The sequence below is a fragment of the Massilia sp. UYP11 genome, assembly GCF_050434805.1.
In the GTDB taxonomy this organism is placed as follows: domain Bacteria; phylum Pseudomonadota; class Gammaproteobacteria; order Burkholderiales; family Burkholderiaceae_D; genus Telluria.
In genome coordinates this window covers 1-15,547 of sequence record NZ_JBNDJE010000007.1, presented here as the reverse complement: position 1 = coordinate 15,547, position 15,547 = coordinate 1, and the positions used below count along the sequence as shown (strand labels likewise).

Genomic DNA, 15,547 nt, shown 5'->3' with positions numbered 1-15,547 from the left:
AAAATGCAAGATTGCCTGCGGGATCAGCGCGACGCGAAGGCGTCGAGCAGCGCGTGCAGTTGCGGCAGGCCGGCGCGCAGGCGCGCGTGGTCGCCGGCGTCGGCCGCCGCTTCCAGCGCCTTGCACAGCGCCTCGAGCGCCGGCTCGGCCAGGTGGCCGGCGCTGCCGCGCAGGCCGTGCAGGATGCGGCCGGCCGCGTCCAGGTCGTCCGACGCGACCGCGGCCGCCAGCTCGCGGCGGCGGCGCGGCAGGTCGGCGCGGAAGGCGGCGCGCAGGCGCACCGCCAACGCGTCGTCAAGCGCGGCCGCCGGTGACGCAAGCGCCGCCGCCGCTTGCGCAGGCGCCGCTTGCGCAGGCGCCGCTGCCGGCTCCCGCTGGCGCGCCGCCGCCGGCTCGTCGAAGGTCACCTCGAACATCGCGTCCAGCGCCGCCATCGCCTGCGCGCGGCTGTCGGACGCGCCTTGCGCCGGCGCCGGCTCGAGCGGCACGCCGCGCTGCAGCTGGCGTTCGATCGCGCGCGCCAGCTGGACGTGCAGCGCCGCCTGGTCGATCGGCTTGGTCAGGAAAGCATCCATCCCGCAGGCCAGGTAGCGCGTGCGGTCCTCGTCGGTGGCGTTGGCGGTGAGCGCCACGATCATCAGGTGCGGATCGGCTACCGGCGCATCCGGCGGGCCGCCGGCGCGGATCAGGCGGGTGGCGCTGGCGCCATCCATCTCGGGCATGCGGCCGTCCATCAGGATCAGGTCGTAGCGCTTGCGCGCGCAGGCGGCCACCGCTTCCAGGCCATTGTCGACGATGTCGATCGCGTGGCCCATCTCCTCGACCATCAGCCGCGCGATGATCTGGTTGGTCGGGAAGTCCTCGGCGCACAGGATCCTGAGGCGGTGGCTGTGCGGCGCGCGCGGCGCATGCTCCACCTGCACCGGCGGGGCGCCGTCCGGCAGCGGCAGCAGCACGCTGAACACGCTGCCCTTGCCTTCCTGGCTGTTGACGCCGATGGTGCCACCCATCAGCTCCACCAGCTGGCGGCAGATCGCCAGGCCGAGGCCAGTGCCGCCATAGCGGCGCGTGGTGGTGGAGTCGGCCTGCTCGAACTTCTGGAACAGGCGCGGCAGCGCATCGGCCGGGATGCCGACGCCGGTGTCGCGCACCGTGAAGCGGATCATGTGCATGCCCGGCGGGCGGTCCTGGTCGCCCGGCCGGCATTCGACCTGCACCGTCACGCTGCCCGACCTGGTGAACTTGAAGGCGTTGCCGATCAGGTTCACCAGCACCTGGCGCACGCGGGTCGGGTCGCCCACCAGGAAACGCGGCACGTCGTCGTCGACCCGGACCGAGAAGTCCAGGCTGTAGCCCGCGGCCTGCTCCTGGAACAGGCTGGCCACGCTGCGCATCTTCTCGTGCAGGTCGAAGTCGATGCGCTCGACCGTCAGCTTGCCGGCCTCGATCTTCGAAAAGTCGAGCAGGTCGTTGATGATCGCCAGCAGCGCTTCGGCGTTGGCCTGGCCGCGCAGGATCTGTTCGCGCGTGTTGTCCCTGAGCGCCGCGTCGCGCAGCGCGAACCCGAGCATGCCGATCACGCCGGCCAGCGGGGTGCGCATCTCGTGGCTCATATTGGCCAGGAACTCGGACTTCTGGCGCGTCGCGTCCTCGGCGCGCTCCTTGGCCTGGCGCAGGACTTCCTCGTTCTCCTGCAGCGCGCGGTAGGCGCGCGCCAGTTCGTTGCTCTGGTGGCGTCCGCGCCGCTCCTGCTCGCGCAGTTCCTGGGTCTGCAGCTCGAGCATGCGGTTCTGCTGCTCCACCTGCTCGGTGCGCGCGCTCACCTGGTGCTCCAGCCGGTCCTTGTGGCGGCGCAGGCTGGACAGGCGCATGCGCAGGCCCACGTAGGCGCCGCTGCACACCAGCAGGATCATGGCGATCCGGGCCCACGGCGTACCCCAGGGCGGCGGCTCGATGGTCAGCGCCAGCGCCGCCACGTCCTCGCTCCAGACGTCATCCTTGTTGGCCGCGCGCACCCGGAACACGTAGGTTCCGGGGTCGAGGTTGGCGTAGGTGGCGAAGCGCTGGTCGGCGTCGGCGCTCATCCAGCCCTTGTCGAAGCCGTCCAGCCGGTAGGCAAACTTGTTGCGCTCGGGCGCGGCGAAGTGCAGCGCCGCGAATTCGAGGGTGATCACGGCGGCGTCGGCCGGCAGGGTCACGGCGCTGGCGGTCTCGATCGGTCCGGCCAGCAGGCCGGGGAAGGCTTGCTCGAGCGGCCGGTTGAAGACCTGCAGGCCGGTGATCACGGGCCGCGGCGCGATGCGGTTGTCGCGGATCGCGCGCGGGTCGAACGCGGTGATGCCGTTGAAGCCGCCGAAGTACAGGGTCCCGTCCCTGGTCCGCGCCACCGCGGCGTCGAAGAAGGCCCCCTCGGTGATGCCGTCGGCCGCCGTGTAGCTGCGCCAGCGCCCGCTGGCCGGGTCGAAGCGCGAGAGGCCGCTCGCCGTGCTGGCCCAGATGCGCCCGTCCTGGTCTTCCACGATCGCCGCCACCGAATCGTCGACCAGGCCGTCGCGCGTGGTGTAGCGGGTGAAGCTGAGCGCGCCGTCGCGCCCGGTGACCATGCGGTTCAGTCCCACCGCGGTGCCGATCCAGATGTCGCCGCGGCTGTCTTCCATCAGGTGGTGCACCTCGTCGTGGCTGATGCTGTTCGGGTCGTAGGGATCGTGCCTGAAATGCCGGAACCTGCCGCTGGCGCGATCCAGCAGGTCGAGGCCGGCGAAGGTGCCGACCCAGAAGCGGCCATGCCGGTCTTCCAGCATCGGCCGCGCGATGTCGTCCGACAGGCTGGTGAACTTCGACGGATCGTGGCGGTAGCTGGTCACCGCGCGCGTGCCTGGGTCGAGCCGGTGCATGCCGCCGTGGGTCGCGATCCAGACCATGCCGGCGCGGTCGAGCAGCATCGAGCGCACGTTGTTGGCGTCGGCGTCGCCCGGCAGGACCTGGCGCCGGAACCGGCGCGTGCGGGGATCGAACGAGGTGACGCCGGCGCGGCTGCCGATCCACAGCAGGCCGGCGCCGTCGCGCACGATGGCGGACGCCGGCACGTCGATCAGGCTGTTCGGGTCGTCCTTGCGGTGCCGGAACACCTCGGCCTTGCCGGTGCGCGGATCGAGGCGGTGCAAGGCGGTGGCCGAGCCGACCCACAGCCGCTCCCCATCCTCAAGCAGCGCGCGCACCTTGTTGTCCGCCAGCGAATCGCCCGCCGCGCCGGCCACGCCCGGTCGCGCATTGATGCGCGCGAAGCCGCCGCTGCCCAGGTCGACGCGCGAGACGCCGCCATACCAGGTGCCGGCCCAGAAGGTGCCGGTCCGGTCGCGGTACAGGGCCGAGACGTGGTTGTCGACCAGGCTGTGGCGGTCGGTGACGACGTTGCGAAAGGCCTCGAAGCGCTCGTCCGCCGCGCGCCAGCGCAGCAGGCCGTCGTCATGGGTGCCGGCCCACACCGTGCCGTCGGGATCCTGGTACAGCGCGGTGATCCAGGCGTCCCCGACGCCGTCGGCGGGCCCGAAGCGGCGCAGCTTGCCGGCGCCGGGCCCGCGCAGTTCGCGCCGTTCCAGCCCGCCGTCGCGCCCGATCCAGAGCCGCTGCCCGGCGTCGACCAGCAGCGCGTGCACCGGCCGCGAATGCGGGCCCGGCGGCAGGCCGGGTTGCGAAGGATGGTGCTCGATCGTCCGGCGGTCGGGGGCGAGGCTGTCCAGGCCCGCCGCAGTGCCGATCCACAGCCGCCCGTCGGCGTCGAGCGCCAGCGCCTGGATGCCGTCGTCGCGCAGGGTGCGCTCGTCGTTCGGCACGTGGTGCCAGACCGTGAACTTGCCGGTGTCGGGATCGAAGTGCTGCAGGCCGTCGGCGGTGCCGATCCACAGCCCGTCGCCGCCGTCGCCGGTCAATGCCTTGATCTGGCGGTTGCCGGTGCCGCGCCGGGTGGGCTCGTGCGGCGCATGCAGGGTGAAGCTGCGGGTGACCGGATCGTAGCGGTTCAGCCCGCCGTCGGTACCCAGCCACAGGCGGCCGTGGCGGTCCAGGTGCAGCACCCGCACCCAGTTGCTCGCCAGGCTGCGCGGGTCGCCGATCTCGCTGCGGTGGTGCACGAAGCGGTAGCCGTCGTAGCGCGACAGGCCGGACTGGGTGCCGAACCACATGAAGCCGTCGCGGTCCTGGATGATGGACAGCACCGATTCCTGGCCCAGGCCCTGCTGCACCGACAGGTGCTCGAAGCGCAGGGTCGGTTCGGGCGCCGCCGCGCGCAGCGGCGCCGAGGCCGCCAGCAGGAACGACAGCAAGACGAGCGACAGCAAGACAGGCAGGCACCGGCGCGGCATGGTCATGCGGCGTGAAAGCCGGCGCGCGCGGCGGCGCCGCGCGTTCCCGCTCTCATCTGGATCGATCCGGTTTTCTGTTTGCTGTCCACGGCGACAGGTTAGCAAACTCTGCTTGACTTGAGGCAAATATGGGGCGGGAATCGCAACAAATTCTCGCCAATTGTCGCTTCCTTGCCCCCACCCGGCGGCCGCGCGTCAGTCGCCCTTGGCGACTCCCTCGCGGCGCGGATCGGCGCCACCGAACCAGATCGGCACCCCGTGCACCCGGATCCGCTCGATGCCGTGCAGGCCCGAGGTCAGCTCGCTGACCCGGATCGCGTGACCACGCGCGCGCAGCAGGTCTTGCGTGGCCTGCGGGAAGCGCCCGCGCTCCAGCTCGGTGGGACCGTTGCGGCTGCCGAAATTGGGCAGCGCGATCGCCTGCTGCACGTCCAGGCCCCAGTCGAGCGTGCCGACCAGCACCTTGGCCACGTAGTTGATGATGGCCGGGCCGCCCGGCGAGCCGACGGTGAGCACCAGCTTGCCGCTGTCCTTTTCGAACACGATGGTCGGCGACATGGCGCTGCGCGGCCGCTTATTGGCCTCGACCCGGTTCGCCACCGGCCCGTCGGCGTCACGCGCGCTGAACGAAAAATCGGTCAGCTGGTTGTTGAGCATGAAGCCGTCGACCATCTGGCGCGAACCGAAGGCGTCCTCGATGGTGGTCGTCATCGCCAGGCCGCGGCCGTCGGCGTCGACCACCGACAGGTGCGAGGTCGACGGCGTCTCGATCGCATTGTCCGTGCCCCACGCGACTTCCATGCCCGGTGGGGTGCCGGCCCTGGCCTCGCCCATCGAACGCTCGCCGATCAGGGCGGCGCGCTGCTTCAGGTAGCCCTTGTCGATCAGGCTCGGGATGCCGCGCCCCGGCAGCGGCACGAAATCGGTGTCGGCCGCGTAGCGGTTGCGGTCGGCGTAGGCCAGGCGGCCCACTTCCGAGAACACGTGCACGGCTTCGGCCCCGGGCACGCCGTCCTTTGGGGCCAGCGCCTTCATGTCGAAGGTCTCGAACATGCCCAGCATCTGGGCCACTGCGATCCCGCCCGACGACGGCGGCGGCATGCCGCACACCGTATATTGCCGGTAATCGCTGCAGACCGGCGTGCGCACCTTGGGCCGGTAGTCGGCGATGTCCTGCGCCGTGAGCAGGCCCGGATTGGTCGGATGCCGCGCGACCTTGTCCGCGATGGCGCGCGCGATGCGGCCGGTATAGAACGCGTCGGCGCCGCCCTCGGCGATCGCGCGCAGCGTCCTGGCCAGCGCCGGGTTCTTGAGCACATGGCCGACCGGCCACGCCTGGCCACTCTGGTCGTAGAAGTAGGCGGCGGCCACCGGGTCCTTGCGCAGGTGGGTCTCGCCGGCCAGCATCTTGTGCATGCGCGGGCTGACCGCGAAGCCCTGCTCCGACAGCCGGATCGCCGGCTCGAACAGCGTCTTCCAGGGCAGCTTGCCGTGCTGGCGGTGGGCCAGTTCGAGCATGCGCAGCACGCCCGGGGCGCCGACCGAGCGGCCGCCGACCACGCCCTCGGTGCGCGACAGCGGCGTGCCGTCCGGACGCTCGAACAGGTGTTCGTCGGCCCTGGCGGGCGCGGTCTCGCGGCCGTCGAAGGCCTGGGTCTGCCTGCCGTCGTAGTGGACCATGAAGGCGCCGCCGCCGATGCCCGACGATTGCGGTTCGACCAGGGTCAGCACCAGCTGGGTGGCGATCGCCGCGTCGATCGCGCTGCCGCCGCGGCGCAGGATCTGGTAGCCGGCTTCCACCGCCAGCGGGTTGGCCGCGGCCACCATGTATTTCCGGGCCGGCCAGCCGGGTTTTTCGGCATAGCCGGTGGCCGCCTCGGGCGCGGCCTGCAGCGAATCCTGGGCGGCGGCAGGCAGGTAAAAAGCGCCGGCCAGGGCCAGCGCAGGTACCAATGCGCGGGCAAGCGTGTTGAACTGTTTCAATCGATTCTCCCAAAAGCAGACGGGCGCGCCGTCGCACGACAGCGGCAACGCGCCCGAGATCGCAGACATGCTACCTCATGTCGCGCGAGCTTGCTTCCAGGACAATGCCTGAGCTATTACCGAGCGATGAGAGACTACTTCGGCTGCATGCGGATCGCGCCGTCGAGGCGGATCGTTTCGCCATTGAGCATCACGTTCTCGATGATGGCCTTGGCCAGGTGGGCATACTCTTTCGGCTGGCCCAGGCGCGGCGGGAACGGCACCATCTTGCCCAGCGAATCGCGCACTTCCTGCGGCATGTTCATCAGCATCGGGGTCTCGAAGATACCCGGTGCGATGGTCATCACGCGGATGCCGCTGCGCGCCAGGTCGCGCGCCATCGGCAGGGTCAGGCCGGCCACGGCCGCCTTCGACGCGCCGTAGGCCGCCTGCCCCATCTGGCCGTCGTAGGCCGCGACCGAAGCGGTATTGATGATGACGCCGCGCTCTCCGTATTCGGCTTCTTCGGTCCTGGCCATGGCGTCGGCCGCCAGGCGCGCCATATTGAAGGTGCCGACCAGGTTGATGTTGACGGTGCGCTGGAACAGGTCGAGCGGATGCGGACCGTCCTTGCCGACGGTCTTGGCGGCCGGCGCCACGCCGGCGCAGTTGACCAGGCCGCGCAGGGTGCCCAGCGCCACCGCCGCCTCGACCACCGCCTTGCCGTCCGCCTCCTGGGTGACGTCGCACTTGACGAACTGGCCGCCGAGTTCCTGCGCCAGCGCGCGGCCGGCGTCCTCCTGGAGGTCGGCGATCACGACTTTGGCGCCGCTGTCGGCCAGCATGCGCGCGCTGGCCGCGCCCAGGCCCGAGGCCCCGCCGGTGACGATGAAGACGTTGTTCTGGATCTGCATGGTGTGTCCCTTATAAAAGTTCTGGTTGCCGCACGTTGCCGCATGTCTCATGCCTGCGCTTACGTTAACGTAAACGTAAACCTGCATTGTAGCGAACTTTCAAGGGGAAACGCCATGGCGCCGCGCAGGCTTTCAGAAGCACTGCATCGTATTTCCGGTACGGTTGCACAGGCGGCCGGCGCTGTTGACGCTGGCGTTGCCGACCTGGCCGGACGTGGTGGCGCCGCTGGCGTCGGTGCAGGTGGCGCCGGTGCAGGCGCTGACCGGGCTCGCGGTCGGGCCGGCCGGGGCGGTCGATGGCGCGACCGTGGGCGCCGATGGGGTGACGGATGCGCTCGGCAGCACCGCCCCGCCGACACGCGGCGTCGGGGTCGGGGTCGGCTGCGGACGCACGTTCTGCGGCGCCGGGTGGATGGCCGGGTCGATGTCCTTCAGGCGCGACGGTTCCTGGCGCCCGGTGGCCTTTTCTTCCTGGGTCATGGGACGCATGTCGATCGTCGGGGCCGGCGTCGAGGTCTGTTGGCCGTCGAGCGTCGGACGATAGGTCGCGCCGGTGGCCGGCTGGCCCTGGGCGACGCCGGTGGTCTGGGCGCCGGCGCCGATGGCGCTGACGGCGAGCAGGACGGCAAGAATGGTTTTCGACGTGTTCATGGTGCACCTCTCTCCGGATTGACTTGATCGATGACCCATTATCGTCTTGTCAACCTTCGTACGGCGCACGAGAAACAATTTCTCACATAATCATGATGACCAATACCGTAAACGCATCAGTGCTGCCACTGGCAGCACTGATGTCACGCGAGAAGTCGTCACTGCCAGCGGCAGTCACGACGGGGACTGCGACCTGCCTCGCGGGGGCGGCGCTTACTCGGACAGCGCCGCGAACGCGGCGTCGCGCACCTGCTCGACCGGGCCGACGCCCGAGATCTTGCGGTATTTCGGCGCACCCGGCAGGCCCGATTCGGCCCACTTGCCGTAGTAGCCCAGCAGCACTTCGGTCTGGTTGTGAAAGACTTCCAGCCGCTTGGACACGGTCTCGGCCTTGTCGTCGTCGCGCTGGATCAGCGGCTCGCCGGTGACGTCGTCGACTTCGTCGACCTTGGGCGGGTTGAACTTGACGTGGTACACGCGGCCCGAGGCCGGGTGCGAGCGGCGCCCGGTCATGCGTTCGAGGATCAGTTCGTCAGGCACATCGATCTCGAGCACGTAGTCGATGTTCACGCCGCTGTCCTTCATCGCCTCGGCCTGGGCGATGGTGCGCGGGAAGCCGTCGAACAGATAGCCGTTGGCGCAGTCCGACTGCTTCAGGCGCTCCTTGACGAGACCGATGATGATGTCGTCCGACACCAGTTGGCCGGCATCCATGACCTTCTTGGCAGCCAGGCCCAGTTCGGTTCCTTCCTTGATCGCGGCGCGCAGCATGTCGCCGGTCGAGATTTGCGGAATGTTGAACTTTTCCTTGATGAAGTTTGCCTGGGTGCCCTTACCGGCACCGGGTGCTCCTAACAGAATGAGACGCATGAGTTTCCTGAGATTCTAGAAAATAATGAAAATTGCTGGGGATTGTATAAATTATGTTTGATGCTGCCAAGCCTTCTTGACACGGAAGTTACCACAGAAGTTGGCTTTCAAGCCAGTTTTGGGGCGCTGCGAACAGGATTATTGATCCTGCGCAGACGGCCCCATCACTCCCCTGGGGTTAACATCAAAATGGGAAATGCAGGCGTACCCGCGCCAGGTCATCCGGCGTGTCGACGCCGCCGGGTGGCGCGTCTTGTGTGACATGCACGGCGATCGGGTAGCCGTGCCACAGCACGCGCAGCTGTTCGAGCGCCTCGATGCCTTCGAGCGGCGAGACCGCCAGTCTCGGATAGGCTTGCAGGAAGGCGTTACTGTAGGCATACAGGCCGATGTGGCGCAGCGGCGGGTGGCCGTCGAACCGGTCCAGCGGCAGGGCGTCGCGGGTGGCCGCGAAGGCGTCGCGGTGCCACGGAATGGTGGCGCGCGAGAAGTACAGCGCGCGGCCGCGCTTGTCGAGCACCACCTTGACGATGTTCGGGTTGAAGACCTCGGCGGCGTCCAGGATCGGATGCGCGCAGGTGGCCATCGGGGTGTCGGCGTCGATGCGGGCGGCGCAAGCCGCGAGCAGCGCCGGATCGATCAGCGGCTCGTCGCCCTGCAGGTTGACCACCACGTCGTCCGGGCCCAGGCCCAGCACCTGCGCCACTTCGGCGATGCGGTCGGTGCCGGACGGGTGATCGGCGCGCGTGAGCACTGCGGAGACGCCATGCGCGGCGCAGGCGCCGGCGATGTCTTCATGGTCGGTGGCGACGATGATGCGCGCCGCGCCGGATGCACGCGCGCGTTCGGCCACGCGCACCACCATTGGTTTACCACCCAGGTCGGCCAGCGGCTTGTTCGGCAGACGGGTCGACGCCAGGCGCGCCGGGATGATGACGGTAAAGCTCATCGGGCAGCGTCAGGCCGGTTCGATCTTGCGCGCCTGGTCGGCCCACATGATCGGGATGCCGTCGCGGATCGGATAGGCCAGGCGGTCGGCGCGGCAAGTCAGTTCCTGCGCCTTTTTGTCGAGTTCAAGCGGACCCTTGCACAACGGGCAGACCAGGATATCAAGCAAGCGAGCGTCCACGACATTTCTCCACGATTTGTTCGGCCAGGCGCGCGTCGAGCTGCGCCGTGACCGGCACGACCCACAGCCGTGGATCGTTCTTCAGATGATCAATTTGCCGACATTTTACTGCATCCTTCTCGGTGATCAGGATGACATCGGCATCGACCCCGGCAAACGGGTCGTCGAGGAAGTCGTGATGGTCGGGCAAAGGCAGCTCGCCGACCGTCAGCCCGGCCGCGCGCAGCATGGCGAAGAAGCGCCCGGGATTGCCGATGCCGGCGGCGGCCACGATGCGCTTGCCGGCCAGGCGCGCCAGCGGCAGCCGTGCGCCGCCCTGCAGCGGCTCGGCATGCTCGCCCGCCAGGTGCATGCGCCACGGCTGGCCGCCGACCGCCTGCGCCAGGCTCGGGGTGATCTCGGGCGCGTTGACGACCGTGAAGTCGCGCCGGCGCGACGGCGGCTCGCGCAAGGGGCCGGCCGGCAGCAGCCAGCCGTTGCCGACGCCGCGGCCGTCGAACAGGACGATCTCGACGTCGCGCGCCAGCGCGTAGTGCTGCAGGCCGTCGTCGGCGATCAGCACGTCGACCGCGGGATGCGCCTGCAGCAAGGCCTTGCCCGCTGCCACGCGGCGGCGGCCGACCACGACCGGGCACCCGGCGCGGGCCGCGATCAACAGCGGCTCGTCGCCTACGGCGCGCGGATCGGACTGCGGGGTGACTTCGAGCGGCGCGCCTTCGTGGCCGCCGTGTCCGCGCGAGATCACGCCGGGGCGAAAGCCCGCCGTGCGCAGGCTCTCGGCCAGCCAGATCGTCAGCGGCGTCTTGCCGGTGCCGCCGATAAAGATATTGCCGACCACGATCACCGGCACCGGCAGGCGCTCCGCGCGCTTCAGGCCGGCGCGAAACAGCAGCCGGCGCAGGCCGGCGAGCAGGCGAAACAGCAGCGCCGGCGGCAGCAGCAGCCAGGCGAGGACCCCGCGCCGAAGCCAGGCGCGGGTCAGGGTCGATTCGAGTCGGGAAGCCATGCGGGAAGAAAATGAACAGCCGGCGCGGCGCGCGCGGCGCGCCCCGGGATTATTTGGCGGCGCCGGTCTGGGCCGCGAAGGTCAGCTTGTCGTAGCCGGCCACGCGCGCCGCTTCCAGCACATTGATCACCATCTGGTGCATGGCGAACTGGTCGGCATTGACGATCACCACCGGGCTGGCCACCACCTGGCCGTCGGGCCTGCGCGCGGCGTTCTGCATGTCCTGGGCCAGGCCGGCCACGCTGTGGAAGGTCACCGGCGTATTGTTGATCGTGTAGTTGCCCTTGGCGTCGACCGTCACGTTGATCTCGAACGGTTTTTCCGCCTGCTTCTCGGCCTCGGCCGTCGGCAGCGTGATCTGCAGCTCGGTGAACTTGCTGTAGGTGGTCGAGACCATCAGGAAGATCAGGATCACCAGCAGCACGTCGATGAACGGGATCAGGTTGATCTCCGGTTCCTCGCGCCTGCGGCCGCGGCGAAAGTCCATCATTTGCGGGCACCGTGGACGACGTCGACCAGTTTCACCGCCTGCAGTTCCATGTCGACGACATAGGTGTCGACCAGGTTGCGGAAGTGGCGGTAGAACACCAGGGCCGGCATGGCGATCGCGATGCCGAAGCCGGTGTTGTACAGCGCCACCGAGATGCCGTGCGCCAGCTGGGCCGGGTTATTGCCGCCGGTCGGGGTCGCGGCGCCGAAGATCTCGATCATGCCGACCACCGTGCCGAACAGGCCCATCAGCGGCGCCAGCGAGGCGATGGTGCCGAGCGTGGTGAGGAAGCGTTCCAGGCCCTGGGCCACGCCGCGGCCGGTTTCCTCGATCGATTCCTTCATCACGTCGCGCGGGGCGTCGACGTTGCGCAGCGCCGCGGCCAGCACCGCGCCCAGCGGCGAATTCTGTTCCAGCTTGTCGACCACCTCGGGCGTCACCTTGCCGCTGCGATAGACGCGGATGACTTCATCGAGCAGGTTGCGGGGCAGGATCTTCTCGCGGCGCAGGGTGATCAGGCGTTCGACGATGAGGGCGACGGCGACGATCGACGCGACCAGCAGGAACCAGATGGGCCAGCCTGCGGCTTGGAAAATGGCGAGCAAGAGAGACTCCAGAGATGAAAAAAATCAATTCGGCAATGTAGCAAGTTGGCAGCGAAGCGGCAAGTAGAGTTCTTCACATCTTCTGTGGATAAAATTGTGCGCAATGGCCGCGAGGTGGAACAAGCACCTTGATTTGTAAGGGCTTTCTGCGTCTGCGCAAGAAAATGGCAGTCTCATGACTTGGCTCAAGCAGGCTCTGGCTTGATGGCTTGTCCACTTGCACGGTGTAGTTGCGAACAAATTCTGTGGACAAAATTGTGCGCAAGGGGCGCCGGACTCGACTAAGTGATTGATTCCATACAAATAAATGATCAAGCCTAAATCGCAGGCAGCCAAACTCAGCTGTACTTCGCCTGCGCTTGCTTGAGGTTCCGCACACTTTTTGTGGACAAAAGTGTGAGCAATGCGCACTTCGCGAAAGTAAGCCTTTGATTTATATCAATAAAACGCTGCTGCACAAAATATTAGCATATGGCATTTTTTGCCAATAAACCGTGCCTGGATGGGCATTCCTGCCCCGATTGTTTGGCTTGCGACGGCCCTGTGCATACAATATTCGCTATCTGCACAATTTTTGTGGATAAGAATGTGCGGAAGATCGAACTTTACTAGTCAAGTGCTTGATTTCATTGGAATTACCTCAGGCTGCCTCAAAAACAGGCAGCGCAGAAACCGGTCCCTCCGGCGCGATCGTGCGCCGATCGACCACGTTGCGGTCCCTCACCGCACCCGAAAAGTTTGCACAGATTCTGTGGACAACTTTGTGATCAAGATTCCGGTCACGAACTTAAGTCATTGATTTGTAACAATTCTACTTCTCCTGCCCAATTGCTACGCACGCTCCCACGGATCACATGAGTTCCCCACAGTTTTTGTGGATAAATGGCCCGAAATCGACATTAGTCAGATACTAAGCGATTGATTCATAAGGGATTTCAACAGTTTGCATTGAAAAACAGCAACATTGACCTCGCTTCCCTTCCCGCTGCCGGTCACGGGCCGCGCACCATCTGCCCCAGCCGATAGAGGATAATGCTCGCTTTCGCCATTTTCGCCAGAGCGCCATGCAAGCACCGAACGACGCCGATCCCGCCTTCGCCACCCCCGCCGTCCTGAGCGTCACCGCCCTGAACCAGCAAGTGGCGCGCCTGCTGGAGCGCTCGTTCCCGCTGGTGTGGATCGGCGGCGAGCTCTCCAACTTCACCCGGGCCGCCTCCGGCCACTGGTATTTCACCCTCAAGGACGATGCGGCCCAGGTGCGCGCGGTGATGTTCCGCAGCCGCGCGCAACTGGCCGGCTTTACCCCGCGCGAAGGCGACAAGGTCGAGGTGCGCGCCCTGGTCACCCTGTACGGCGCGCGCGGCGACTACCAGATCAACGTCGAGGCGATCCGCCGCGCCGGCGTGGGCCAGCTCTACGAGGCCTTCCTGCGCCTGAAGGAAAAGCTGGCCGCGCAAGGGCTGTTCGACGCCGAGCGCAAGCGCGCGCTGCCGCTGTTCGCGCGCAGCATCGGCATCGTCACCAGCCCGCAGGCGGCTGCCCTGCGCGACGTGCTGACCGCCCTGCGCCGGCGCGCCCCGCACGTGCGGATCGTGCTCTACCCTGCCCCGGTCCAGGGCCAGTTCGCGGCCGACAAGATCGCCGAAGCCATCATGACGGCCTCGCGCCGCGCCGAGGTGGACGTGCTGCTGGTCTGCCGCGGCGGCGGCTCGATCGAAGACTTGTGGAGCTTTAACGAGGAATGCGTGGCGCGTGCCATCGACGCCTGCGCGATCCCCGTGATCTCGGGCGTCGGCCACGAAACCGACGTCACCATCGCCGACTTCGCCGCCGACGTGCGCGCCGCCACGCCGACGGCCGCCGCCGAACTGGCCGCGACGCCGCGCGCCGACTGGCTGGCCTCGCTCGAAGGCGACGCCCTCGACCTGCAGCGCGCCATGGAGCGCCGCCTGCACGACGCCGGCCAGGGCCTCGACAACCTGAGCCGGCGGCTGCTCAGCCCCTCGGCCCAGATCGGCCACCAGCGCCTCAAGTTACTGTCGCTGGCCACGGCCATGACGCACGCGGTCAAGCTGCCGGTGAATCGTCACGGCCTGCTGCTGGCCCAGCTGCAGCAGCGCTGGTCGCGTCACCGCCCCGACATGCGCTCCTTGCGCGCCCGGCTGGCGTCGGACAGCCGCCACCTGAACGCGAGCCTGTCCAGCCAGCTCAGGGCGCGGCGCGAGGCGCTCAACGCCCTGGCCGCCCAGCTCGACCTGCTCGACCCGCAGCGCACGCTGGAGCGCGGCTATGCCATCGTGCGCGACGGCAAGGGGAAGATCGTGCGCGACCCGGCCCAGATCCACGCGCGCGACACGCTGACGGTGCGGCTGGCCAATGGCAGCGCCGAGGTGGGCGTGGCGCAAGTCCAGGCCGTGCTGGAGTGACGGCACAGCGGATGGCGATACTTGTCTGCAACCGCGCAGCAGACCGGCTAGAATAGCGACGCTATAAGAACAGCAACCTTTCCCAACCACTAAGGAACGCACACATGGAACACACCCTGCCGCCGCTGCCGTATGCAAAAGACGCCCTGCAACCGCACATCTCGGCCGAGACCCTGGAATACCACCACGGCAAGCACCACCAGACCTATGTGACCAACCTGAACAACATGATCAAGGGCACCGAGTTCGAGAACCTGTCCCTGGAAGAGATCATCAAGAAGTCGACCGGCGGCGTGTTCAACAACTCGGCCCAGGTCTGGAACCACACCTTCTTCTGGAACTGCATGAGCCCGAACGGCGGCGGCGCGCCGACCGGCAAGGCGCTGGACGCGATCAACGCCAAGTGGGGTTCGTTCGACAAGTTCAAGGAAGAGTTCAACAAGTCGGCACTGGGCAACTTCGGCTCGGGCTGGACCTGGCTGGTGCAAAAGGCCGACGGCAGCGTCGACATCGTCAACACCTCGAACGCCGCCACCCCGCTGACCACCACCGACGTGCCGCTGCTGACCGCCGACGTATGGGAACACGCCTACTACATCGACTACCGCAATGCACGCGCCAAGTTCCTGGACGCGTTCTGGAATGTCGCCAACTGGGAATTCGTGAACAAGAATTTCGCCTGACGCCAGGGCCGTGTTTCGTCGTAATTAAGTTCGGAACCATTTAATTAAGATTGGAACAACGGCTTCTCGCTACGGATTCCAACTATAAAGAAGTTCGGAACATATCGAGACCCCGCCGCATCCAGTCGATGCGGCGGAAATTCTTCGCTCCCTCATTTAGCGATCTCGTACCTTGAAGGGCTTTCGCAACACAGGTAGGTTCCGGAAGGCAGCTACATCGTTGCGCCCGGCACAGACGTTGGCACTGGGTTGACCGTCCAGGAATACGCCCCAGCGACAACAAGCTCCACACCAATTTGAATACGACCGCTGACCTGTGGGAGCTTGGCAGACTAACCGATTCGTTTGCCCCTAAGTGTCAAGTCCCGCCTGTTCATAAACCCGCTTAACGAATAATTCCGGCCGTCTTTGTTGCCATTCCTTGAGTGCGAGGATGGGCGTCTTTGCATC

12 protein-coding genes are annotated in these 15,547 nt (G+C 67.2%); 2 read left to right on the top strand and 10 right to left on the bottom strand.

Going from position 1 to position 15,547, the window contains the following annotated elements; all coding sequences use genetic code 11:
- Positions 1-23: 23 nt before the first annotated feature.
- From ABIB38_RS12435 to ABIB38_RS12390, 10 genes are all read right to left on the bottom strand, one after another.
- Positions 24-4,367, bottom strand: coding sequence for a two-component regulator propeller domain-containing protein (locus tag ABIB38_RS12435; protein ID WP_429204249.1), 4,344 nt, complete (start codon positions 4,365-4,367; stop codon positions 24-26).
- Between the two features lie 189 nt (positions 4,368-4,556).
- Positions 4,557-6,413: a gamma-glutamyltransferase gene (ggt, locus tag ABIB38_RS12430; protein WP_429204247.1), complete on the bottom strand. Its 1,857-nt coding sequence runs from the start codon at positions 6,411-6,413 to the stop codon at positions 4,557-4,559.
- A 65-nt stretch (positions 6,414-6,478) separates the two neighbouring features.
- Complete coding sequence (locus ABIB38_RS12425) at positions 6,479-7,237, bottom strand: 3-hydroxyacyl-CoA dehydrogenase (protein ID WP_429204245.1); 759 nt, start codon at positions 7,235-7,237, stop codon at positions 6,479-6,481.
- A gap of 132 nt (positions 7,238-7,369) precedes the next feature.
- Entirely contained in the window at positions 7,370-7,888 is a 519-nt protein-coding gene (locus ABIB38_RS12420) for a hypothetical protein (RefSeq protein ID WP_429204243.1), read from the bottom strand.
- Positions 7,889-8,101: 213 nt separating this feature from the next.
- Positions 8,102-8,758, bottom strand: a complete 657-nt coding sequence (adk, locus tag ABIB38_RS12415; RefSeq protein ID WP_429204241.1) for an adenylate kinase — start codon at positions 8,756-8,758, stop codon at positions 8,102-8,104.
- Positions 8,759-8,942: 184 nt separating this feature from the next.
- Positions 8,943-9,707, bottom strand: a complete 765-nt coding sequence (gene kdsB / locus ABIB38_RS12410; RefSeq protein ID WP_429204239.1) for a 3-deoxy-manno-octulosonate cytidylyltransferase — start codon at positions 9,705-9,707, stop codon at positions 8,943-8,945.
- Between the two features lie 9 nt (positions 9,708-9,716).
- Complete coding sequence (locus ABIB38_RS12405) at positions 9,717-9,887, bottom strand: Trm112 family protein (protein WP_005669111.1); 171 nt, start codon at positions 9,885-9,887, stop codon at positions 9,717-9,719.
- A complete protein-coding gene (gene lpxK, locus ABIB38_RS12400) occupies positions 9,868-10,893 on the bottom strand; it encodes a tetraacyldisaccharide 4'-kinase (protein ID WP_429204237.1) in 1,026 nt (341 codons plus the stop codon). The genes ABIB38_RS12405 and lpxK overlap by 20 nt, the downstream gene beginning before the upstream one ends.
- 49 nt (positions 10,894-10,942) lie before the next feature.
- Complete coding sequence (locus ABIB38_RS12395; RefSeq protein WP_429204446.1) at positions 10,943-11,380, bottom strand: ExbD/TolR family protein; 438 nt, start codon at positions 11,378-11,380, stop codon at positions 10,943-10,945.
- Positions 11,380-11,988, bottom strand: a complete 609-nt coding sequence (locus ABIB38_RS12390; protein WP_429204235.1) for a MotA/TolQ/ExbB proton channel family protein — start codon at positions 11,986-11,988, stop codon at positions 11,380-11,382. The genes ABIB38_RS12395 and ABIB38_RS12390 overlap by 1 nt, the downstream gene beginning before the upstream one ends.
- 1,064 nt (positions 11,989-13,052) lie before the next feature.
- Between ABIB38_RS12390 and xseA the strand changes: the two genes are divergently transcribed.
- Positions 13,053-14,414, top strand: coding sequence for an exodeoxyribonuclease VII large subunit (xseA, locus tag ABIB38_RS12385; RefSeq protein ID WP_429204234.1), 1,362 nt, complete (start codon positions 13,053-13,055; stop codon positions 14,412-14,414).
- Between the two features lie 104 nt (positions 14,415-14,518).
- Positions 14,519-15,097 carry a superoxide dismutase gene (locus tag ABIB38_RS12380; RefSeq protein WP_429204233.1) on the top strand — a complete coding sequence of 193 codons (579 nt, stop codon included), beginning with the start codon at positions 14,519-14,521 and terminating at the stop codon, positions 15,095-15,097.
- Positions 15,098-15,547 lie beyond the last annotated feature (450 nt).

Coding starts and splice junctions, on each gene's coding strand:
- ABIB38_RS12435 (WP_429204249.1), bottom strand. CDS start 4,367: ATGACCATGCCGCGCCGGTGCCTGCCTGTCTTGCTGTCGCTCGTCTTG.
- ABIB38_RS12395 (WP_429204446.1), bottom strand. CDS start 11,380: ATGGACTTTCGCCGCGGCCGCAGGCGCGAGGAACCGGAGATCAACCTG.
- adk (WP_429204241.1), bottom strand. CDS start 8,758: ATGCGTCTCATTCTGTTAGGAGCACCCGGTGCCGGTAAGGGCACCCAG.
- ggt (WP_429204247.1), bottom strand. CDS start 6,413: ATGTCTGCGATCTCGGGCGCGTTGCCGCTGTCGTGCGACGGCGCGCCC.
- ABIB38_RS12420 (WP_429204243.1), bottom strand. CDS start 7,888: ATGAACACGTCGAAAACCATTCTTGCCGTCCTGCTCGCCGTCAGCGCC.
- xseA (WP_429204234.1), top strand. CDS start 13,053: ATGCAAGCACCGAACGACGCCGATCCCGCCTTCGCCACCCCCGCCGTC.
- lpxK (WP_429204237.1), bottom strand. CDS start 10,893: ATGGCTTCCCGACTCGAATCGACCCTGACCCGCGCCTGGCTTCGGCGC.
- ABIB38_RS12425 (WP_429204245.1), bottom strand. CDS start 7,237: ATGCAGATCCAGAACAACGTCTTCATCGTCACCGGCGGGGCCTCGGGC.
- kdsB (WP_429204239.1), bottom strand. CDS start 9,707: ATGAGCTTTACCGTCATCATCCCGGCGCGCCTGGCGTCGACCCGTCTG.
- ABIB38_RS12380 (WP_429204233.1), top strand. CDS start 14,519: ATGGAACACACCCTGCCGCCGCTGCCGTATGCAAAAGACGCCCTGCAA.